Source organism: Mycobacterium vicinigordonae, from assembly GCF_013466425.1.
GTDB classification, from domain to species: Bacteria; Actinomycetota; Actinomycetes; order Mycobacteriales; family Mycobacteriaceae; genus Mycobacterium; species Mycobacterium vicinigordonae.
Window position 1 is genome coordinate 5,394,490 of record NZ_CP059165.1, and the last position, 20,831, is coordinate 5,415,320.

Below are 20,831 nucleotides of genomic sequence, written 5' to 3' on the forward strand. Positions count from 1 at the left end.
TACTCGGCACCAACGATGGTGCGCGACAACTTGAGCGTGGTTAGACCTGTACGCGACAGCAGCCATCGGAGAGCGAGATTATCACTGTCCGCCCGCCACCCTACCGAAGATGTAAAGTACTCCCACCAAAAAGTCCTGGTCAACTGCGGAAATATCATTCTTATTTTTGGCATATCAGACCCTCCCCCGGGGCGGGCTCAGCGCAGCAGGTCCTTGACGACCTTGCCAGTCGCGTTGAGCGGTAGCGCGTCGAGAAACTCCACCGAACGTGGCACCTTGAATCCCGCCATGCGCTCGCGGCACCAGTCGATGAGTTCCTGCGCTTCGACGGGGCTGTGGCAGACCACGAACGCCTTGCCGACCTGCCCCAGCCGCTCGTCGGGTGCGCCGATCACCGCCGCCTGCGAGATGGCGGGATGCTTCAGCAGAAAGCCCTCGATCTCAGCCGGATAGGCATTGAAGCCGCCGACGATGAACATGTCCTTCTTGCGGCCGTCGATGCGCAACCGTCCGGCGACGTCGATGCTGCCTAGGTCGCCGGTGTGCAGCCACCCGTTGCTGTCGATCGCCTCGGCGGTCGCGACCGGATCGTCGAGATACCCCTGCATCACGCCGTAGCCGCGAACCAGCACCTCCCCGTCCTCGGCGATCCGCACCTCCACGCCGTCGCACGGCAGTCCGGCGGTGGTGGCCACATCCTGGAAGGTGTCGCCGGGCCGGGACAAAGTCACGTTGCCCGCCTCGGTCAGTCCGTAACCGGTCATCAACGTCTGGAACGGCAGTTCTTCGTGGATGCGACGCACCAGCTCGACGGGGATGTCGGCGGCTCCGGTCACGCCCGCCCGCAGCGTGGACAGCCGGGATTTGTCGCGCACCGTCAACAGTGAATGGTACAAGGTCGGTGGTCCCGGGAGCATCGTGACGCGTTCGCGCTCAACGAGATCCACGACCCCGTCAATATCGAAGACCGCGACGGGCAACATCGTGGCGCCGCGCAGGAACGACGTGATGAGGCCCGCTTTCAAGCCGAAGGTGTGGAAGTACGGGTTGATCATCAGGTAGCGGTCGCCCTCGCGCAGATCGGCGAGCGTGGCCCACTCCTCGTACATCCGTAACGTCTGCTCGTGGTTCATCATCGCGCCCTTGGGGCGGCCGGTGGTACCCGAGGTGAAGATGATATCGGAGATATCGGCGCCGTCCACCGGCATCTCGAACGGCGAACCACTTTGCAGAAAGCGGGATTTCAGGTCGATGACAGGTATCCCGGCAGGTGAGGCGTAGTCCTGATCCAGGAATCCCTGCTGGACCAGAACCGCCTTGGCCCCGCTGCGAACGATGACATCGCCCGCCTCGTCGGCCTTGAATCGCGTGTTGACCGGAACGAGCACGCCGCCGGCGGTGAGCAGACCGAACGCCGCGACGATCCACTCCACGGAGTTGGGCGCCCAGACGGCGACCCGATCCCCCTTGCCGATGCCAAGTTCAGCGAAAGCACCAGCTGCACAACGTATTCGGTCGACAAGCTCGCGGAAGGTCAAGCGCAGCGGACCGTCGACGACCGCTTCCGCGTCACCGAACCGGTCCGCTGCGCTCAAGACCATCTCGGGGATGGTCCGCCAGCTTCTACTGGCCAAGTCGGCAACGTTGGCCAGGTTTGTCACACCGTGACAAGACGACCGAGGTTGCCGCCCATGATTTTCGCCTGGTCCTCGACGGACAGGTGCGACAGCGCGTTGACGTAGAACGTCGGCTCAGCCAGCCCTTCCGGGTGCGGCCAGTCCGAGCCGTACAACACCTGATCCACACCGACAAGGTTGACCAGGTCGTCGATGCCATCCTCGAAGAACGGGCTCACAAAGATCCGGTTCTTGACCATCTCGACCGGGTCGCTCGGGAAGGCTTCCGGAGCCTTCCGAAATACCTCGGCCAACCCGTCGAGCAACGGGGTCATCCACTTCGAACCGGCCTCGACAATCGCCACCTTCAGCTTCGGGTGGCGGTAGAGCGCGCCGTGAATGACCCACGACCCGACCGAGTCCTGGATGGGCCGCCACTCGTTGAGGATCCCCATCGCATTCGTCTGGAACGGCAGCATCTCCTGGTCGGCGCCGTCCCACTCGGAGGTGTAACGAGAGTAACCACTGTCGCTGGAGTGCATCCCGACCAGCACGTCGTACTCGACGACCCGCTCCCAGAACGGATCGAACTCGGGCAGCGCGAACGACCTGGGGCCGCGGAAGCCGGGCACTGGCGCCGGGCGGACCAGAATGGCGCGAGCACCGCGCTTGACCGCCCATTCCAGCTCCTCGATCGCCTTCTCGACGATCGGCAGCGTGATGACCGGGGTAGTGAAGATGCGGTTCTGATAGTTGAAGCCCCAGACTTCGTCGAGCCATTGGTTCAGCGCGTGGACCAGGACGTGGATCGCAACCGGGTCGTCACGCAGCCGCTCCTCGAGCAGGCTGGCCAACGTCGGGAACATCAGCGTGCGGTCCAGGCCCAGCTCGTTCATCGTCTCCAGGCGCGGGCCGGGCTCGAAGAACGCCGGGATCGCCCGCATCGGCTCACCGAAGAGCTCCCGCTTGCTCTTGCCGTCCGGGTTGCCGTATTTGAAGTACTCCTCCCAGGCGCCAGGCCGGGCGACCACCTCAAAGGTCGGGTTGGGAATGTAGTTGCTGATCTGGCCGCGGATCGCGATCTTGGTGCGACCGTTGACCTGCACGTACTGGACGTAACTCTGGTACTCCTTGGGCAGGAATTTGGTCAGCGCCTCCGGCGGCTCGTACAGATGGTTGTCCGCGTCAAAGATCGGGAACGGCACATCCTCCCGATGCGATAACTGGCCCATGAAATCCTCCTTCGCAATTTGCGAGAATCATATTCTCTTGGTACTCGCGCCGCAACGTGCCCCCGGGTTTACCACGATGGCGCTCCGGCCTAAGCCCGTCAGGCAAGCCGGTTACGGCTCAGCACTTGGCTGCGATCTTGAAATCGGTGCTGGTCGCTTCGTTGGGTGTGGCCGTGTTGGACCCGTTGGCCGTGCCGGTGATCGTGAACGTCTCCCCGTCGAAGCGAGTGCCGGCCTGGTTGGAGTCGTTGCGCGCGAAGTCTCCGGTGAATCCGCCGAGGTTGTGGAACCGCACGGACAATGTGGCGACCGGATGCTCGCGCTGGTCGAGGACCACCTTCGCCCCGGACGTGTCGTCGCCCAGTTCGATGGTGCGGAACCACTCTTGCTGGTAACAGCGGACCAGATGCGGGTGCACCTCGTGTCCGTTAATCGTCACTGTCGCGGTACTGGCGAGCTGGCGCTGAGACGGTGTGCTGCAGGCGCCCAGGACGGCGAGAGCTGCCGCCGTTGCCGCTACCGCCGCCATCCGATTCCGCACTGGCCACCTCGATCCTGGGACTGCACGTCGGTTGGTTAACTTCTGGACCTGCAGCGATGATGCTATTCTCCTGGGGCGAGAATGCCAATATCGGCTTTGCCTTCAGGCTCGCACCAAGGAGCTGAACACGCATGGTGGACCTGGAGTTCGACGAACTCGACCCGGGCCTGGCGGTGCTCACCATCGACCGTCCGCACGCGCGAAACGCCATCGCGCTACAAACCATGGGCCAGCTCGAGGACGCACTGGACGCGGCGGCCGGGGCCCAAGCCCTGGTGATCAGGGGGGCCGGAGACCGCGCCTTCGTGTCCGGCGGCGACCTCAAGGAGCTGAGCGCGCTGCGCACCGAGCAGGACGCCGCGGCGATGGCCAAGCGGATGCGGACCGTCTGCGATCGGATCGCCGACTTTCCCGCGCCGGTGATCGCCGCGCTCAACGGCCACGCGTTTGGTGGCGGCGCCGAATTCGCCGTTGCTGCCGACATCCGGGTCGCCGCCGACGACATCAAGATTGCCTTCAATCAGGTGCAGCTGGAGATCATGCCCGCCTGGGGCGGCGCCGAACGGCTGGTGACGTTAGTCGGCCGGAGCAGGGCGCTGCTGCTGGCCGGATCCGGAACGGCACTGGACGCATACGAGGCACAACGTCTCGGGCTGGTGGACGTGGTGCTGCCGCGGGCCATCTTCGACTCCTCCGACCAAGGTTGGCGGTCGGTCGCCAGGTCGCTGGCACGACGTCCGGCGGCCGAGATAAAGCGGGTAATCGGGGGAGTTTCCGCTGATGAGGCGATAGCATCATTTGCACGGTTGTGGGTGTCTGACGCGCACTGGGAAGCCGCAGATCGAGTCATGAACCGCACAGCCAATCCGCGCCCGGCAGCCGGAGGAGCGAAATGACAACCATCGCAACGAAGCACCTGGGGTTGGGCGCGGCGACGCTGTTGGCAGCCGCGGCGACGGGCCTGATGGTCGGCAGCGGCCGCGCACACGCCGACGACGATCCGCCGCCCATGCACCAGGTGGTGTACACGATTTCGGCCAAGAACCCGATCTACGCCGACATCTACTACCAGGATCAAGATCCCCGCGTGTTTTCCGACTACAGTCACAACCCGTACACCTTCACGCCGAACGTTCAGGCCGACATCGCGCCGGGCAGGCCGTGGGTCCAGCAGGTAATGCTCTCCAATCCGGCCCAGTGGGCGATGGTCAGTGTCAGCACCGGACGGCAGTCAGCCATCCCGCAGTTTCACTGCACCGTGTCGGTCGACGGCGCGGTCGTGGTGTCCAAGGACGGCGACAGAGGGGCGCTCTGTTCGCTACGCACCTGGTGAACCAGCCAGGCGGGACGCATGTCGGCAATCGGTTGCGGGTCGCCTTCCAGGCGGCACAGGTGCTCTTCCACGAACGACTTGGTCTCGGCGTGCCCGCCCGACATGCCCAGAGCCTGCTCGAGCACCAGAAACCGCGACAGGCTGGTCATCAGCACGGTCCACACGATCGGCGGCACCTCGTCGCTGCCGTAGCGCTGCAGAGCCTCGGCTACAACTTGGGCTTGCTCCTCCCGAAAACGCTCTGCGTAGTAAGCGATTTCGGCGCGCAACTCCTTGCGGTGGTTCGCCAGCGCCATGAACTCCATCGAGATGCGGGTGAAGGCGGGGTCGGTGCCGAATCTCCACAGCGCCCACAAGGGTTGCGGCAACTGCAGCAACTGCGCCTGCACCAACAGGCCCTCGTCGGCGCGACGGCGGAATACGGCCAAGAAAAGTTCTTCCATGGTGCGGAAGTAGTAGTGGACAAGCTGGGGCTTGAGGCCGGCCTTGTGGGCCAGTCGCCGCGACGTCACTGCGGCATAGCCCTCTTCGAGCATCAATTGTTCGGCCGCGTCGAGCAGCAGACCGCGATTCTTCGCGTCCGGCGCACCGATCCTGCGAGCCGATGTCATGTCGATACCTCGTACTCTCCGCGTTCCCCCGACGGCCCCGACGATCGTAGCCAGTCCGTCCGCCCCAGGCCGGCTCCGTGACCTTGACCACGACAATACCGCCATGCTAAGCAGGTGCTCAGCAGATCATCTGATCGGGGCGGTATCAGCTCACGCCGCCGTCACATTCACTCGGTAACAGCCAGCTTCGGGAGGGCCTGCACGACATGAGCGACTACGACACGATCGACTTCTTCACCGACCCGTCGCTGATTCCCGACCCATACCCGTATTTCGACCACCTGCGCAACAAGAACCCGGTGCTGCGACTCCCCCATTACGGCGTCGTCGCCGTCACTGGATACGAGGAGGCCACCGCGGTCTACAAGGACACCGACTCCTTCTCCAACTGCGTCGCGCTGGGCGGCCCGTTTCCGCCGCTGCCATTCGAACCCGTCGGTGACGACATCAACGCCCAGATCGACGAGCACCGGGAGAAGTTTCCGATGTTCGAGCACATGGTCACCATGGACCCGCCCGACCACAGCCGGGCGCGCTCGATCCTGAGCCGGTTGCTGACGCCCAGCCGGCTCAAGCAGAACGAAGAGTTCATGTGGCGCCTAGCCGACCAGCAGCTCGACGAGTTCCTCGTCAACGGCAAGTGCGAATTCATCGGCGAATACTCGAAACCGTTCGCCACATTGGTGATTGCCGACCTGCTCGGTGTCCCCGAAGAGGATCACAAAGAGTTCCGGGTGGTGCTAGGCGCCGACCGACCGGGCCGGGTCGGAGCGCTCGACCACGAGTCGGTGGGCGTCAACCCGCTGGAGTGGCTCGACGAGAAATTCTCCGCCTACATCGAGGATCGGCGTGCGCATCCGCGCGAAGACGTGCTGACCGCGCTGGCGACCGCGAAGTACCCGGACGGGTCGACCCCCGACGTGATCGATGTGGTTCGCTCGGCCACCTTTTTGTTCGCCGCCGGACAGGAGACAACGGCCAAGCTACTCAGCGTCGCCCTACAGGTGATCGGCGACCGGCCCGACATCCAGCAGCAGTTACGCGACGACCGCAGCCTGATCCCCGGATTTATCGAGGAGTCATTGCGCATGGAGAGCCCGGTCAAGAGCGACTCTCGGCTGGCTCGCCGATCGACTCAGGTGGGCGGGGTGGACATTCCGGCCGGCACTGTGGTGATGGTGCTACCTGGGGCGGCCAACCGCGATCCGCGCCGATTCGAGAACCCGCACGAATTCCGTCTGGACCGCAAGAACGTCCGCGAACACATGGCTTTCGCACGCGGTGTGCATTCCTGTCCCGGCGGACCGCTCGCCCGGGTGGAGGGCCGCGTCTCGATCGAACGGATCCTGGACCGCATGGCCGACATCGCCGTCGACGAGACCGAGCACGGTCCGGCCGGCGCGCGCCGATGGGAGTACGAGCCGACCTACATCCTGCGCGGACTGCACCAGCTGCACCTGACGTTCAACCCGCAGTAGCGCAACCCAGCTCTTCTGTTCGCTTGCCGCCGAGTGGGCCACGCGAGTGGGTCACATCAGTGCACGGCCAAGCCGACGAAGTAGCAGCTGAACATGGCCACGCCGATCAGCACCACCCACGCATCGGTCACGCGGCGCAGCACCGCCGGCGCTTCCCGGACTTCCATGAACTCACGAAAGATGATGCGCACCTTGAGGAGTGCGATGACGATGACGCTCGAGGTAATGATGACGTTGGCTCTCGGCGAGGCACCCGCCGAGTGGTCTATCCACAGGTAGGCCAGCGTGAGCGAGGCCAGCACCACCCACACGATCAGCAGCCTCTTGTTCACCGGTCACCTCACCACGTACAGCAGTGCGAAGATCAGCACCCACAGGAAATCGACTGTGTGCCAGTAGGTTGCGCAGGTTTCGACCAGTACCTGGGATTCCTGCGACTGCCACGATGCACTCCGGAGCCGATAGACGATCACCCCCAGAACTACAAAGCCGATCATCAGGTGCACAAAGTGAATGCCGGTGAGAAAGAAGTAGTAGGTGAAGAAGTCGTTGCTGTCGAACCCATTTCCGGTGCGTACCAAGCTAGCCCACTCGAGCAGTTTAAACACGAGAAAAACTGCGGCGAATGCGGCAGTGATGCAGACATCGCGTAGCGCCGCCCGACGGGCACCGGCGCGGGCGGACTGCACGCAGCGGGCCACCGACCACGAACTCAGCAGCAGGACAAGGGTGTTGAACACCCCGGTTCGAAGGTCCAGGTGCGCCTGCGAATGCAAGAACAGCTCCGGACTTCGGGTGCGGTAAAACAGGTAGAAGCCGAAGTACCCGGTGAAGACCAAGGTCTCGAACAAGACGAAGGCCCACATGTCCGGCTGACCTGGCACGAATGCAGGACGCTGATCCTTTTCGGTTAGGTCGGTCATGCCGCGGTCGCCCATCGCGTTGCCTGTCTTTGTGGCGGATCGGGCAGCGGCCCGGTACCGAAGTCTTCACGCCTAATCATCTTGAAAAGCATTACGACGAAAGTTATTTGGTAGATGCCGAAGACGACCATGTCCAGCCACCACGCGATCTGGCCGTTCCAGGCCAGCACACCCCGCCCGAAGATCCAGCAGGGCGCGACTACCACCTCGGTCAGCGCGTTGCAGAGGTTCAAATAGCCAAACCATTTGGGGAACACCCGGTTTTTGTCGATCAGAATCGCGACCATCCAGATCAGCGAGCCGATCAGGAAAACGCCCATCGTTCCGTCGAAGGACAGGAAGGCGAAGTCGTAGAGCCAACCCAGCACCTTGGGGTCTCGCTGGGGCCGCAGTGTTCCGACGATGAGTGCGATACACAGCAGCAGCAAACCCGGAAGTGCACTGAGCGAGTAGATGATCAGATACGAATATGCGAACGCCGGGCTCACCGACATGCGCCGCATCGAATACGCGATGAGGGCATTGTTTACCGCGGTCATTCCGGTGATGGCGAAAATGACGCCCAGGCCGACGGGTATGCCGAGGTGACGTTCGTCGAACCAATGGGCTTGCATTGCGAGGTCCCAGGTGGGTTGTGGCGGTGGCTGGACTTGTGCCACCACGAAGACCATCGGAAAGAAAAGGTTGTAGAAGACGATGAGTGCCCCCCACGCAAACCACAACTCGCGCTTGGGATTATGCCGCACATGCCAGGCGATCCGGCGACGCAGAGGCCCGGACGGAGTCGCCGCGACATTGCCGTCTGAGCCCACGATCGCGGTATTCACGTGCCGTCCGCTTCTGCGCTGCGCCGTCGGGTCTCGGCGCGCTCACGATGCACCGCCGCGCGGAGCACGAAGCCCATCACCACAACCCAGACGCCGATGGCGATGTTCTTCAACCAGAATGACAACACGCCATCCCAGGCCAGCGGCCCGGACAACGAAAGGCCCACGAATGTCGCCGGTACCAGCGCCCCGGCGACCAGAAGGTTGAAATATGCCACCCAACGGCTGAATATCGGATTCGGCTGCTCATCGAAATAGATTGCCAGGGCCAAGATTACGCTCTGTCCAATCAGAAACGGCACCAACATCGTGAAAGTGATCCAGGCGAAATCATTGAGCAATTGCGTTAGCTCCGGGCTGCGCTCCGGGCGGAAGGCGGCTAACAGCCAGCAGACATTCGCAACCAGGAACAAACTGGGTCCGCCGGCTACACAGCCCAAGAGCGCGTAGGAGAAGATCGGCGTGCGATGAGCCATCCTGCGAACCTGCAGCACGATCAGCGACAGAATCGGAACGAGGCCCACGCCGAACCAGTTGAAGAGGATCATGCTGTACCGGATCTCCGGCAGGTGAGCGGGATCGCGGTAGAACGCGGCAACCTGCTCTGCGGACATTGTGGCCGACATCGGCGGGTTGAATCCCGGGAACAATAAGAACGCGGCAATCCAGATGACCACCGTGACGGGCAGCGTCCAGAGCAAGATGAGCTCACCGTCGATGCGGCGCAAGCCAAGTCGTGGGGGCGCTGGATCCTGGCTCGTGCCGATCGCGGTCATCGATGGCTCCTTCCTGCACACGGAACCGTGCGGCTGAGGTCGGCTCAGGCACCGAAACTAGCCGATCGGCTATTTCAGGTCAATAGCCGATCGGCTAGGCTGCACGGTGTGGTCGACACCCAGTCACGCAGCCAGTTCCGCTTCATCAGGCGCAGCGCTGCGCAGACACGGATCTTGGACGCCGCTCTAGAGCTGATTGCCGAGCACGGCGTCGGAGGCACCTCGCTGCAGATGATCGCCGATGCCATCGGCGTCACGAAAGCCGCGGTCTACCACCAGTTCAAGACCAAAGAGCAGATCGTCGTAGCGCTCACCGAGCGCGAACTCGGCGGACTCGAAGAGGCACTAGAAGCCGCCGAGGCGCACGAGCACGGCTCGCGGGCGCGCGAGGTGCTGTTGGGCAGGGTCATCGACCTTGCTATTGAGCGTCGCGGGGCGGCCAGCACGCTGCAGTTCGACCCGGTCGTGGTGCGACTGCTCGCCGAGCAGGACCAGTTCCAGCAGTTCATCTCCCGGCTGTACGGAGTCCTGGTCGGCGACAGCACCGAGGACGCGCGGGTTAGTGCCGCGATGCTGTCAGGCGCCATCGCGGTCGGGGTCATGCATCCGCTGGTTGCCGATGTCGACGACGCCGCCTTGCGGGCTCAACTGATGCGGATTACCCGCCGACTCTTCGAGGGAGATTAGGACGCTCTTGTGCCAGTTCCGTTTTCATCGCGCAGTCACTCGGATACGGTGTTTCGTATGAAGACAATTCGGCGTCTCGCCGCCATGACAATCCAGTTCCGTTTTCATCGCGCAGTCACTCGGATACGGTGTTTCGTATGAAGACAATTCGGCGTCTCGCCGCCATGACAATGCTGGTCGGCACTGGCTTCGGATTGGCAAGCACTGCCACCGCCACGGCCGATGACCCACCCTGGCCATTCGTGGGATACCACTGGTGCCCGGGCCTGCCCTTCGACCCGGCCTGGGGCCCGAACTTTGACCCGTCCACCTGCCACGACGCGCATCACCGGGATATGGACGGGACCATTCACGATCGGGATTACTTCGGGCCCAGCCCATTCCAAGATCAGCCCAATATTCCGAACAACCGCCCCTGAGCCTCGACGGCCAAGCGCCCCAGACCCCAAAATGCCGGCAAATCCGGCCTACGACCGCACATTTGAGGACGCTCGCGCGTCAACTACGAAGGGCAATAACACCTGCAGAAACGCCCGCACGACAACCCAAGTCCGCCAGGGGTCAGGTGTCGCCGCGCTCCCACCGCTGTGTTCCGTCGTGCGGATTGCAGACCAGGAACAACCCGTCGGGCGCCTGCGCGACGTAGTACGACGGGTACTCGTTGCATGGCGAGTTTTCCAGCTTGACCCCCACCATCGGCGGCGAGCGGAACCAGCGTGGTTCATATCTGCGCGGCGAGCCGCAGAACATCAGCCGCCCCGGTTCGGTGGCGAACGACACGTAGTAGTCGGCGGTGCCGAACACGTAGTAAGTCGTGTTGTCACACGGGGCACCGAGCACCATATGACCGGCGATGCCCGGCGTGCAGTCCGGATAGTCACAGCTTGCCGGATCGGCGGCGGCAGGCGGTGCGCCCAGCCCACCAATACTCAGCGCTGCGGCGACCGCTCCCACGATGAATCGCACCAACTAAATTTGCCACAGTGGCCCAGAAAATTCATTACCTTAGCCATAGCTGGTAAGAAAATTCTCCCAATCGGAGAGCGCATGCATCGACCGCAACCGGAACCGGGCAGCCCGTGCCCCCAGTGATAATGTGGCCCTCTCGATAGTTGCGGGCGAGGAGGTGATTCATGCCGCCGCGCGAGCTTCCCACTGAGGGGTCCGACGCCGATAATCCGCGGTCGGTTGTGCTCACCGAAGCGGTCTCGGACTCGGCGCCCTCTTCAGCGACCCACGACGACGACTTCGCGGAAGTCGAAGCCCGCGCCGAGGCAGCTCGGGCCCGAGCCACCGCATTGCGCGAAAAGGCGGAGGCCGCAGCGGCGGGCACATCCGGCGCGGAGCACGCGGCTTGGACGCCGCAGGCCCGACACCTGCGCCGGATGGGACGCAACGCGCGGACGCTCGCGGCCGCACTGCTGATCGTCTGCGCCGCACTCGCGGGCAGCGGCTACCTAGCATGGGACCACCACCGGGCCGTGCAGCAACGACAGCGCGCCGACGAATTCGCCACGGCCGCGCGCAACGCCGTCATGACGATGATGTCGATCGACGGCACCAGGGCACGAGACGACATGCAGCGTTTCGCCGACGAAACCACCGGGCAATTCAAGGCCGGCGTGCTGATGGGCGCCGAGGATATGGTCAAGGCACTCGAGCAGTCGAAGATCACCGCAAAGGCCACCATCCAAGCCGTCGGCGTGCAATCCATGACCGAAGATTCGGCTGTTGTGCTGGTCGCCGCGAAATCCGAGCTCACTAAACCCGATAAAGACAAGCCCGAAACGCGACTGTGGCGGCTCGTCGTCAACGTCGAACGAGACGGCGGACGCCTTAAGGTTTCCAAAGTCGAGTTCGTCCCATGACAGCCAAAGAGAAGGTCAGCCACCAGCCCACCGGCCGCCGCTCGACACAACTTCTCAAGCGTTCGGCGCGCATTTGTCTGGCCCGCTGGCGCGCCATTCTGTTGGCTGTTCTCGTCATTTCCACGGCTGGGTACGCCGTGGTCTACTACTTCGCGGTCTACCGCCCGGACCAGCAGACCGACCGCGTGGTGACACGACAGGTGATCAGGGCCGCCAGCGAGGGCGCCGTGGCATTGCTGTCCTACTCGCCGGAAACACTGAGCCGCGATTTGGATAACGCGAAATCGCGCATCACCGAGGATTACCTGACCTACTATCAGCAGTTCGCCGACCAGATCGTCGGGCCGTCCACACAGCGCGCTCAGATCACCACCTCCGCGACCGTCGTCAAGGCCGCGGTGGCGGAACTTCATGCGAATTCGGCTGTCGTACTTCTTTTCGTACGGCAGAAAACCGCAAGCAAGGAAAAGCCTGAACCGGTGGTGACATCGAACAGCCTTCGGGTAACGTTAAAAAAGGTCAACAGTTCGTGGCTTATCGAGAAATTCGAAGGCGTATGAGCGTACGAATTATTTTTCAAGAGCCGGGATCTGAGACATGTCTAGCGGTAGGCCGATAAGCAGCGCGTCGAGGAGTGACAAATGATGCGTTCAACAAATGTGGTAGGCGCACCGCTGGTCGCCGCGGGTCTGATCGGTGGACTCGTTACTGCCCCTCCGGCATCGGCCTACAACCCCGCCATCAACGGGACGTACACCGCCACGCAGATCGGCGACTGGGCCCGCACTCGAACGGTGTATCACGACGAGCCGGTGGTGCGGAGCACGTGGACGATCACCACCGCGTGCACGACCGCGCAGGACTGCACTGGCATGGTGGTCAGTGACCAAGGCTGGTCCGCACCGGTGGTTATGCACGACGGGTCCAACTGGTACCTCAAACGCGACATCCCCAACTGGCAGACGTGCGAAGACGGCACCACCTGGACCGGTCATGACAGCTTCTATTTCTATCCCGCGGACCCGGTGACCGGTGAAAACACGCTCGGATCGCCGGTCCTGGCGGGCAGAGAACATACGAGTTCGGCGAGCGGCGCCTGCGGTGTGAACGCACCGTTGTACATCGAGCAGCCGTTCCGCCTGGACAAAATCGGCTGACGGCGTCGCTGGCCACGGCCGAAACCGCGCGGACCCGGCGTCAGACGGGGAACATGTCCTTCCACGTCTTGGGAGTCTTCGACGGGACCAAGTCCGTCTGCCTAAAAACCTGCCCGTCGGGGGTGATGTAGCTCCCGGTCTCCGGACTGTACTGAGCCACCGCCACGGAGGGTCCGGGCGGCACGCCCGGCTGTAATCCACTGTGCTCGAACGCACTTGGTGCCGCAGCAGGCCCACCGCTAGGTGCGGGCACAGGTCCGGCCGGTGCTGCGGCGGGCGCAGCCGGTGCTGGACCGTCGAGCGGCGCGAGGGGCGACACCGCCCCCATCGGACTCAGCTGCGCAGGAGGCGGAAGCTCCGGCGGCAACTGCGGGCCGACTGGTGGCCCCAGCCCCGGCGGTAGCTGCCCGGGCTGCCCGGCGGGCGGCGGCGCACCCACTCCCGGCGGCATCGGGGTGCCGTCCACCGGGCCGAAGATACGTTCGCGGTTCCAGTTCACCCGGTCATCGGGCGGAATGCCCTGGGACAACAGGTTCGGGTCCAACGGGTAGGTGCCGAATGCGTGCTGCCTCATTGCCAACGGCTGGAAGGGCTGGTCGCTGTCACAGATCTCGACGGTGGGTGCACGTTTACCGGGATGTCCCATGCACGGGTAGTTGCGGGCGCCGCGCACCCCGATGGGCGAGTCCTGAGGCAGCTTGCAGTACAACCCGTCCGGGGTGTCGATGGTGGTGGTGTCCGACGGCGACCGCCATTGGCTCGGCGGCAGGAAGCCGACCGTGCAGGCAGGCGGGTCGCTGATGATGAGATTGAAAGCGCCCGTTGCCAATCCGGTCGGGCTCTTGGTGCCAAGGAAGGACTGAATCGCCGCGGTGAAGGGCGGCAGCAGCACCAAGACCTGCTCGAGCGACGCGTGGTAGGTGATACCGATCTGACCGATCGTGGTGAGGTTGGCCAGCATCACCGGCAACGTCGGCTTGATCTGGTCGAGCAGCTTCGACGCCTCGTTGAAGGCCCCCGGCCCGTTTTGCAACACGTTGCGGATCTGGGGGTCGTTGGTCGCCAGTTGCCCGGTGACGCCGGCCAGGCTCCGTGCCCAGGTCCGGATGTCGCCGGCCGTCTGCGCCTGACTGTCCAGCAGTGGCCCAGTGTCCTCGGTCAGGCGCCGCGCTTGCTCGGAAACGCCATTGAGGTCCTCGGAGATCTGTGTCGACGAATCGAACAGTGATCCGAAATCGTAACTGGCACCGTTGAATGCCTTGAACGACTCGTCGAGCAACTGGCTGATCTTCCCCTTGGGAATGCTGTTGATCAGGGCACTCGTCTGATCCAGCACGGGGCCGATCGGCTGCGGAACCTTGGTGTCTCTGACCGCAATCACCGACCCATCATGCAGATACGGCGACGAGTCGGTGTTGGGACGCAGGTCCACGTACTGCTCACCCACCGCGGAAATGCTTCGTACCTCAGCGCGAAGATTGGCCGGGATCTTCGGCGAAGTGTCAAGGCGCATCTTGGCTTTCGCACCGTGGCTGGTCAGCTCAACCGAAGTGACCTTGCCGATCTGCACACCGCGATAGGTCACGTTGCTAAACCGGTATAGGCCGCCGGCCTCGGGAAGTTCGAGGGTGACGGTCATCTTGCCGATGCCCAGCAGGGTCGGTGCCTGGATGTAGTAGACGACCATTACGAAGATTCCGACGACCCCGACGATCGTGAAGATCGCCAACTGAATTCGAATGAAGCGCGTCAGCATCTATCCGGTCCCCTCCGCCGGTGCGACAGCGGGCGGCAACCCTATGGGTGGCGCCGACGGCTGTTCAGCCGGTGCCGGCCCGAGCGCCGGTGCCGGTCCGGGTGCCATCGGCGCCGGTCCGGGTGCCATCGGCGCCGGTCCTGGCGCCATCGGAGCCGGTCCGGGTGCCCCTGGCAGCGGCCCGGGCGGAGCGAACGAGCCCGGTGCTCCCGGCGGTGCCCCGTATCGGAACTGCAGATGCTCGGGATCCCCTGGTGCCGGCACGCCCTCCGCGCCCAGTCGTTCCCAGTGTGTACCCCGCAAGATGCTCTTACGCAGACCGGAGTTCGTCAGATCGATGATGAAGTAGCCGTTGACGTAGTCGCCGCGGACGTAGCGGTCGATGAAACCCTGCGTGAACGGGAAGGTCGGGGCATAGGCAAGGGCGGCGTCCAGGTCCGGTCCGACATCGGCGAGGGCTTTGATGGTCGGCTCGAGGTTCTTCAGGTTGTTGACCAAGTCGGATCCGGCGTCGTTGACCAACCTGGTGGCCGTGTCACCGAACGTCCCAAGCTTGTTCAGCGCGCTGGTGAGGCGGGGCCGCTCCCTGATGAGCACGTCGAGCGCCGGTGGAATCTTGTTGAGCGCCTGCGTGATCACGTCGCGCTGACCGGCCAAAGTGTTGGAGAGCCGGTTCAGGGATTGGATCGAGGCGACGAGGTTGTCGCGCTGTGCGTCGAAGGTACCCACGAACTTGTCCAAGCGATGCAGCAGATCGCGAATCTCTTTGGGGTGGCCCGATAGTGCCGCGTTGAAGTTGTTGATGATATCGCCGATCTGACCCAACCCGCCGGCGTTGAGCACCACCGACAGCGAGGACAGCGTCTGTTCGGTCGACGGATACGTCGACGACCGGTCGAGCGGGATCGTGGCACCCGGCTGTAACCGCCCCTTCGGCTCCTGCCCCAGTGGCGTGTTAAGCGCGAGGTGCATGGATCCCAGCAGGCTGGTCTGCCCGACGCTGGCCACCGCATTGGCGGGGACCACCACACCGGGCTGCACCGAGATGTCGACGTTGGCGTGCCAGCCGCGCACCGACAGACTCCGGATGCTGCCGACGATCACGTCGTTGATCATTACCGGCGAATTCGCTTCCAGCGTACCGACGTTAGCGACTTCGACGTGATAGCTGCTGGATCCCGGGCCGCGCCCGACCGCGCCGGGCAGCGGCAATGAGTTCATGCCGCTGAATGCACATCCAGACACCGAGACCATGACACAGGCGGCAATGCCCATTAGCCTCCGGATACCCCGCCGGGCGCTCATGGCTGCGGCCGTTCGGCCGGAAGCAGTAATTCCGGCACGCTCGCCGGGGCGGGCGGCGGTTCCTGCGGGACACTCCGCGGCGGCGGCTCGGGCATCGCGGCGCCGGGTATCCGTGCGGGCGGCCCGGGTGGCGGCGGCGCTTCGGGAACATCGCCCGGCAGGCCGGTGTACGCGGACACCGCGGGCGGCAACTCGGGCGGTCCCGGTTTCGGGCCCGCCCCGCCGGGTGCCAACCGCTGCTCGCTGTACACGACGTTGCTCGGATCGAAAGCCGGTGCCAGGATCGGGTTTACCGGAATCGGCAGATAGTTGAAGTTGAAAATCGTCAACGGGTTGAACACTTTCAACGCGGGACTCAGATACAGGCCGCACAGCTTGCCCGTCTCGACCGAGGTGACGTTCTCCAGGGCTCCGATCTGTGAGCAGTAAGCCCAAGTCGGGTTGCTGAGGTTTTGCACACCGACGCCGCCACGGACGTTCCCGACGTCGGGGTCATAGTCGTTGTAGGCGTTGGCAAGTGCGTTGGGCGCCACGTGCAGCACATTCTGCAGGGCCATCTTGTTGTCGACGAGAATCTGGGTGAGGTCGGCCAACCGGGTGATCTGTTCGGCGGTCTGCTCACGACTGCCCGCGATGAACCGCTGCACTTCGCCGACCGCGCTGGACAGATCCGTCAGGGCCGCATCGAGGGTGGACTTGTTGTCGTCGAGCACGCTGGATAGGGTGGCCAACCGATCGTTGAAGTGCACAAGTTGGACATTGCTGTCCCGCAGCGCTCCGACGAAGGCCTGCAGATTCTTGATGATGTCGACGAAGTTACCGCCGCCGTTGGCGAACGTCCGCGCCACCGCCGACAGCTGCGCCAGCGTCTGGCGCAACTTCTCCCCGTTGCCGCCCAGCGCATTGGCGGCCGAGTCAATAAAGCGCGCCACCGCCGGCGTCGACACCTGGCTGTTGGGCCCGAAATCGGTCGCCAATTTCATCAATTGGTCTTTGATCTCGTCCCATTCGACGGGTGTCGCGGTGCGTTCGACCGGTATCACCGCACCGTCTTTCATGGTGGCACCACTCGACCGGTAGGCGGGGGTGAGCTGGACGTAGCGTGCCGCCACCAGGTTCTGCGCCACGATCACCGCTTTGGCATCGGCGGGAATGGAAATCCCGTGATCGACGTGCATCACCATTCTGGCCTGGGTACCCGCCGGCTCGATCGAATCGATGGTGCCGACTTTCAGACCGGAAACGCGCACGTCGTCACCGGGGTAGATCGCGGTGGCGGTGTGGAAGTAGGCGGTGATCTTTGTCGCCCGGAACACCGTGTTGCGGACCACGATTACCGCGCCAACGACGACAAGCAGAGTCAGCAGCACGGCCAGCGCTAACTTGAACTTGTTGCGCAGCAACGACTCGAGCCGCGTCATCGCGACCCTCCAGGGTTCTGGTTGAAGGGGAACGGTAGCTGTGCCCGCGGCCCGGCGTTGTCCGGCGGCTGACCCGGCGCACCGTAGGCGCGGAAGCCGAAGGAGTAGTCGAACAACCACTGGAAGAACTGCAACGTGAACAGGTTTGGGATGAACGGGTTGTAGTAGAACCCGCTGGATACCGTCTCGCCCTGGGTTAATTCGAATTTCGCCAGCCCCGGTATCGCCTTGGCGAGGTTGTCACGGTTGCTTTCCAGCATCGCCGTCACCGAATTCAGCTTAGCTAGCGTCGGCGCCAGTTTGGCCTCGTTGTCGTGCACCAGGCCGGTCAGCTGCTTAGCCACAGCTGACGTACTGGCCAGCAACCGCACGATCGCCTGCCGCCGCTCCACCAGCATGGAGAGCAACGCGTCGGAGTTGAGGATCAGCGTGTTCACCTGCTGGCTGCGTTCAGACAGGATATGCGTGACGTCGGCGGCGCCCTTCAGCAGTTGACTTAGAGTCTGGTTGCGGCTGTTCAGCGTTGCCGACAGCCGGCTCACCCCGTCGAACGTCGGGCCCAATTGCGGCGCAATCTGATCCAGCGTCGTCGACAGCGTATTCAGGGACTGGTTCAGTGAGTCGGTGTTGGTGCCCTGGATGTCGGTGGCCAGGTCACCCACCGCCTCAGACAAAGAATATGGCGAGGAGGTACGCGCTATCGGGATGACGGCGTTGGGGCGCATGGTGCCGCTCCCGGTGGATTCCACGGTGAGCACCCGCTGTCCCAGCAGCGAACCGGTTTTGATGTGCGCGGTGCTAGCCGAGCCGAGTTGCACCGCCCCCTTGACGGTGAAAGTCACCAGCACGTCGCCGTTTTGCAGCGACATGCCCGAGACGCTGCCAACTTTGATGCCCGATACCGTCACGTCGTTGCCGGTTACCAAGCCTCCCGCGTCGGCAAACACCGCCTGATAGCGCACCGTGGTCGCCCGCTGCAGTAGCGCGTCGGGCGATAGTCCGACGGCTATCACCAGCACGATCAGTACGACGCCGATGAATCCGGCGCGAATAAGTTGATTGCCACGGTATTTAAGCATCGGGTTCCGCGCACCTTCCGGTGACCTGGTGAGTCACACCGACTTCCACCGTGCGGTATTGCAGGTCGGAGACGCGCAGCGCCAGCCCGCACAGGTAGTACGGGAACCAGGCGCCGTAGGAGCCCAACCTCGTCAGCTTGCGGTAATTGTTCGGCAATTTGTGTAGCGAAACATCGATTAGGTTCTTGTCCTTGTCCAACAGCGGTGCCAGCCGGTTCAATTGGTCGACCGTTCCAGCCAGCGGCGGTCGGGCGCGGGTGAGCAGGTCCGCGATCGAGGCGGTGCCGTTGTCCAGGGCGGTGATCGCAGCGCCGACGGTGTCTCGGTCGGACGCGAGGCCGCTGATCAGGCGCTCCAGCCGGTCGATCGCACCGGAGAATTTCGCGCCCTCGGCATCGACGGTCCCCACCACGGTGTTGAGGTTGTCGATCAGCGCCTGGACGGTTTCCCCGTTGTCGGCCAACGTGTTCGAAAACGACGACGTCCTGGACAGCAGCGACTGCAGGGTGCCGCCCTCACCCTGGAACACCTCGAGCAGCGCCGCGCTGAGTGCATTGACGTCTTCGGCCTTGAGGCCCTTGGTGACCGGCTTGAGTCCGCCGAGTAGCAGATCGAGGTCAAGTGCCGGTGCGGTACGGTCGATCGGGATCTGCGCGCCGGCGGGCAGCGGGCTGGTGGATCCGGGGCCGTCCAGCAGTTCGAGGTAGCGGTCCCCGACCAGGTTGAGGTAGCGGATCACGGCCCGCGTTCCGTTGGTGAGGACGACACTGCGGTTGGCGTCGAATTTCACCAGAACCTTTTTGTCCGCTCGCAATTCGACGCTGTTCACCGTGCCAACGCGGACTCCGGCGACCCGTACCGTCTGCCCCTCCTTAAGCCGCGACACGTCGGTGAACAGCGCGGAATAGCTTGTCGTGGAGCCGGTTTGGTACTGGCCGAAGATAAAGAACAATGAAATGGTGAGCAGTATCATGATCAACGCGAACGCGCCAAACTTGATGATCATCCCGCGTGAGCCGCTCATCCAGGTTGTCCTACCTGGAAGGAGTTGCGTGGTGGCCCGTCTATCGGCCCGTACAGCAACTGCTTGAGAGCGTCGGAGTTAAGTAGCAATTGCGGGTTTCCATACTCCTGCGGGTTGGCGCCCACGTCGGCGACCACAAACGGCGGCGCCTTGTCGAACGGCACGACGGGCAGGTCGTGGCATTGGGGTCCACCGGTTGCGGCCACCTTAGGCAGGTTGCTCGGGTAGCGGTAGCGTTCGGCGCCGAAGCCGATGTAGACGAGCACCTTGATCATCGGCTCAGGCAGGTTGGGGGCGCGCAGGTTCACCAGTGAGCCGGCCAGACCGCACCAGAGCGCGTCGTGGTACTCGTTGGTCAAGTTGGTGGTGGGCAGCAGCAGATGCAAGGTGTCGGTCAGACCCTGCCGATTCCCGCCGATCACCTCGTTGCCGATGTCGGCCAACCCGATGGAGCTGATCAGGAACGCGTCCAGGTTCTGCTGTTCCTCCACGATGGACTTGCTGATTCGGATCGTGTTGTCGGCCGCGCCGATCAGGTTAGGCGCCGCGTCGGCATAGGCTTCGCTCACCACCGGCAGCACGGACAGATCGTGATTCAGCGCGGGCAGTGCCGGATCCTGGCTGGCCAGAAAGGCATCCAGGTCGGCCAGCGCCTGGCCGATCTGGTGGCCACGGCCGTTCATCGCTGACGCGATGGCGCCAAGTGTTTCGTTGAGTTTGGCGGGATCGATGTTCGACAGCAGCGAAGTGAGCTGCTGGAAGACGGTATTGATCTCCACCGTCACGTTCTTGCCCTGCAGCACCTGGTGGGGCTGCAGGCTCTGCTGCGACGGATGGTCGGGCGCCATCAGCTCGACGAATTTCGCGCCGAACACGGTGGTCGACGCGATGTCTACGAGCACGTTGTGCGGTATCAGATGCATCTGTGACGGCTGCATCGCCAGGTGCAGGACGGCTTCGCCGTTCGGGCGTTCTTCGATCGACTCGACCTTGCCCACCACAACGCCGCGCATCTTCACCTTGGCGTCTGGGTTCATCACCAGGCCGGCACGCGGCGAGACCACGGTGACGGGCACGCTCTCGGTGAAATCGCTCCGGAACAAGCCCACCGCGACAGCGACGATCGCAAGGATCACGGCGATGGTCGCCAGGCCCGTCAGCGGCCGCACATATGAACGCGATTCCTGCACCATCCTC

The 20,831-nt window shown here is 63.6% G+C and carries 23 protein-coding genes; 8 read left to right on the plus strand and 15 right to left on the minus strand.

What is annotated here, in order from left to right:
* Positions 1–197: 197 nt before the first annotated feature.
* The 3 genes from H0P51_RS24020 to H0P51_RS24030 all read right to left on the minus strand — a co-directional run bounded on the left by H0P51_RS24020 (position 198) and on the right by H0P51_RS24030 (position 3,389).
* Entirely contained in the window at positions 198–1,601 is a 1,404-nt protein-coding gene (locus H0P51_RS24020; RefSeq protein WP_213016754.1) for a FadD3 family acyl-CoA ligase, read from the minus strand.
* A gap of 56 nt (positions 1,602–1,657) precedes the next feature.
* Positions 1,658–2,848: an amidohydrolase family protein gene (locus H0P51_RS24025; protein ID WP_180915320.1), complete on the minus strand. Its 1,191-nt coding sequence runs from the start codon at positions 2,846–2,848 to the stop codon at positions 1,658–1,660.
* Between the two features lie 118 nt (positions 2,849–2,966).
* Positions 2,967–3,389: a lipoprotein LpqH gene (locus H0P51_RS24030; RefSeq protein ID WP_180915321.1), complete on the minus strand. Its 423-nt coding sequence runs from the start codon at positions 3,387–3,389 to the stop codon at positions 2,967–2,969.
* Between the two features lie 131 nt (positions 3,390–3,520).
* Between H0P51_RS24030 and H0P51_RS24035 the strand changes: the two genes are divergently transcribed.
* Positions 3,521–4,285: an enoyl-CoA hydratase/isomerase family protein gene (locus H0P51_RS24035; RefSeq protein ID WP_180915322.1), complete on the plus strand. Its 765-nt coding sequence runs from the start codon at positions 3,521–3,523 to the stop codon at positions 4,283–4,285.
* A gap of 68 nt (positions 4,286–4,353) precedes the next feature.
* Positions 4,354–4,722 (plus strand): hypothetical protein, encoded by a 369-nt coding sequence (locus H0P51_RS24040; protein ID WP_246398916.1) that lies wholly within the window; start codon positions 4,354–4,356, stop codon positions 4,720–4,722.
* Here H0P51_RS24040 and H0P51_RS24045 read toward each other — a convergent pair.
* The gene (locus H0P51_RS24045; protein WP_180915323.1) at positions 4,638–5,333 is read right to left on the minus strand and encodes a TetR/AcrR family transcriptional regulator; all 696 of its coding nucleotides are present in this window, start codon (positions 5,331–5,333) and stop codon (positions 4,638–4,640) included. The two genes, H0P51_RS24040 and H0P51_RS24045, sit on opposite strands and share 85 nt — an antisense overlap.
* Before the next feature lie 206 nt (positions 5,334–5,539).
* Here H0P51_RS24045 and H0P51_RS24050 point away from each other — a divergent pair, with 206 nt between their 5' ends.
* On the plus strand, positions 5,540–6,811 hold the full coding sequence (locus tag H0P51_RS24050) for a cytochrome P450 (protein ID WP_180915324.1): 1,272 nt from the start codon (positions 5,540–5,542) through the stop codon (positions 6,809–6,811).
* Between the two features lie 56 nt (positions 6,812–6,867).
* On the opposite strand, the gene H0P51_RS24055 is transcribed toward H0P51_RS24050, so the two are convergent.
* The 4 genes from H0P51_RS24055 to H0P51_RS24070 are packed head-to-tail and all read right to left on the minus strand — an operon-like array spanning position 6,868 to position 9,337.
* Positions 6,868–7,143: a cytochrome C oxidase subunit IV family protein gene (locus tag H0P51_RS24055; RefSeq protein ID WP_246398184.1), complete on the minus strand. Its 276-nt coding sequence runs from the start codon at positions 7,141–7,143 to the stop codon at positions 6,868–6,870.
* A gap of 3 nt (positions 7,144–7,146) precedes the next feature.
* Positions 7,147–7,734, minus strand: a complete 588-nt coding sequence (locus tag H0P51_RS24060; RefSeq protein ID WP_180915325.1) for a cytochrome c oxidase subunit 3 — start codon at positions 7,732–7,734, stop codon at positions 7,147–7,149.
* A complete protein-coding gene (locus tag H0P51_RS24065; RefSeq protein WP_246398185.1) occupies positions 7,731–8,561 on the minus strand; it encodes a hypothetical protein in 831 nt (276 codons plus the stop codon). The genes H0P51_RS24060 and H0P51_RS24065 overlap by 4 nt, the downstream gene beginning before the upstream one ends.
* Complete coding sequence (locus H0P51_RS24070) at positions 8,558–9,337, minus strand: hypothetical protein (RefSeq protein WP_180915326.1); 780 nt, start codon at positions 9,335–9,337, stop codon at positions 8,558–8,560. The genes H0P51_RS24065 and H0P51_RS24070 overlap by 4 nt, the downstream gene beginning before the upstream one ends.
* Before the next feature lie 108 nt (positions 9,338–9,445).
* Here H0P51_RS24070 and H0P51_RS24075 point away from each other — a divergent pair, with 108 nt between their 5' ends.
* Positions 9,446–10,024 carry a TetR/AcrR family transcriptional regulator gene (locus H0P51_RS24075; protein WP_180915327.1) on the plus strand — a complete coding sequence of 193 codons (579 nt, stop codon included), beginning with the start codon at positions 9,446–9,448 and terminating at the stop codon, positions 10,022–10,024.
* A gap of 137 nt (positions 10,025–10,161) precedes the next feature.
* Positions 10,162–10,443, plus strand: coding sequence for an Mtp family mycobacterial-type pilin (locus tag H0P51_RS24080; protein ID WP_180915328.1), 282 nt, complete (start codon positions 10,162–10,164; stop codon positions 10,441–10,443).
* 142 nt (positions 10,444–10,585) lie between these two features.
* Here H0P51_RS24080 and H0P51_RS24085 read toward each other — a convergent pair whose 3' ends face one another.
* Entirely contained in the window at positions 10,586–10,990 is a 405-nt protein-coding gene (locus tag H0P51_RS24085) for a hypothetical protein (RefSeq protein WP_180915329.1), read from the minus strand.
* Positions 10,991–11,157: 167 nt separating this feature from the next.
* Here H0P51_RS24085 and H0P51_RS24090 point away from each other — a divergent pair, with 167 nt between their 5' ends.
* The 3 genes from H0P51_RS24090 (at position 11,158) to H0P51_RS24100 (ending at position 13,049) form a co-directional block, all read left to right on the plus strand.
* Entirely contained in the window at positions 11,158–11,892 is a 735-nt protein-coding gene (locus H0P51_RS24090) for a hypothetical protein (protein WP_180915330.1), read from the plus strand.
* The gene (locus tag H0P51_RS24095) at positions 11,889–12,452 is read left to right on the plus strand and encodes a twin-arginine translocation pathway signal (RefSeq protein WP_180915331.1); all 564 of its coding nucleotides are present in this window, start codon (positions 11,889–11,891) and stop codon (positions 12,450–12,452) included. Before H0P51_RS24090 ends, H0P51_RS24095 begins: the two co-directional genes overlap by 4 nt.
* An 84-nt stretch (positions 12,453–12,536) precedes the next feature.
* Complete coding sequence (locus H0P51_RS24100) at positions 12,537–13,049, plus strand: Rv2253/PknI dimerization domain-containing protein (protein ID WP_180919202.1); 513 nt, start codon at positions 12,537–12,539, stop codon at positions 13,047–13,049.
* A 40-nt stretch (positions 13,050–13,089) separates the two neighbouring features.
* Here the strand turns inward: H0P51_RS24100 and H0P51_RS24105 are convergent, their stop codons facing one another.
* From H0P51_RS24105 to H0P51_RS24130, 6 genes are read right to left on the minus strand one after another with little or no spacing between them, the layout of a single operon-like run.
* Positions 13,090–14,805, minus strand: coding sequence for an MCE family protein (locus tag H0P51_RS24105; protein ID WP_180915332.1), 1,716 nt, complete (start codon positions 14,803–14,805; stop codon positions 13,090–13,092).
* A complete protein-coding gene (locus tag H0P51_RS24110; protein ID WP_180915333.1) occupies positions 14,806–16,110 on the minus strand; it encodes an MCE family protein in 1,305 nt (434 codons plus the stop codon). It abuts the gene before it with no gap.
* Positions 16,107–17,531, minus strand: coding sequence for an MCE family protein (locus H0P51_RS24115; protein ID WP_180915334.1), 1,425 nt, complete (start codon positions 17,529–17,531; stop codon positions 16,107–16,109). Before H0P51_RS24115 ends, H0P51_RS24110 begins: the two co-directional genes overlap by 4 nt.
* Complete coding sequence (locus tag H0P51_RS24120) at positions 17,528–18,610, minus strand: MCE family protein (protein ID WP_180915335.1); 1,083 nt, start codon at positions 18,608–18,610, stop codon at positions 17,528–17,530. The genes H0P51_RS24115 and H0P51_RS24120 overlap by 4 nt, the downstream gene beginning before the upstream one ends.
* The gene (locus H0P51_RS24125; protein WP_180915336.1) at positions 18,603–19,634 is read right to left on the minus strand and encodes an MCE family protein; all 1,032 of its coding nucleotides are present in this window, start codon (positions 19,632–19,634) and stop codon (positions 18,603–18,605) included. Before H0P51_RS24125 ends, H0P51_RS24120 begins: the two co-directional genes overlap by 8 nt.
* Positions 19,631–20,827, minus strand: a complete 1,197-nt coding sequence (locus tag H0P51_RS24130; RefSeq protein WP_180915337.1) for an MCE family protein — start codon at positions 20,825–20,827, stop codon at positions 19,631–19,633. The genes H0P51_RS24125 and H0P51_RS24130 overlap by 4 nt, the downstream gene beginning before the upstream one ends.
* Between the last annotated feature and the right edge of the window lie 4 nt (positions 20,828–20,831).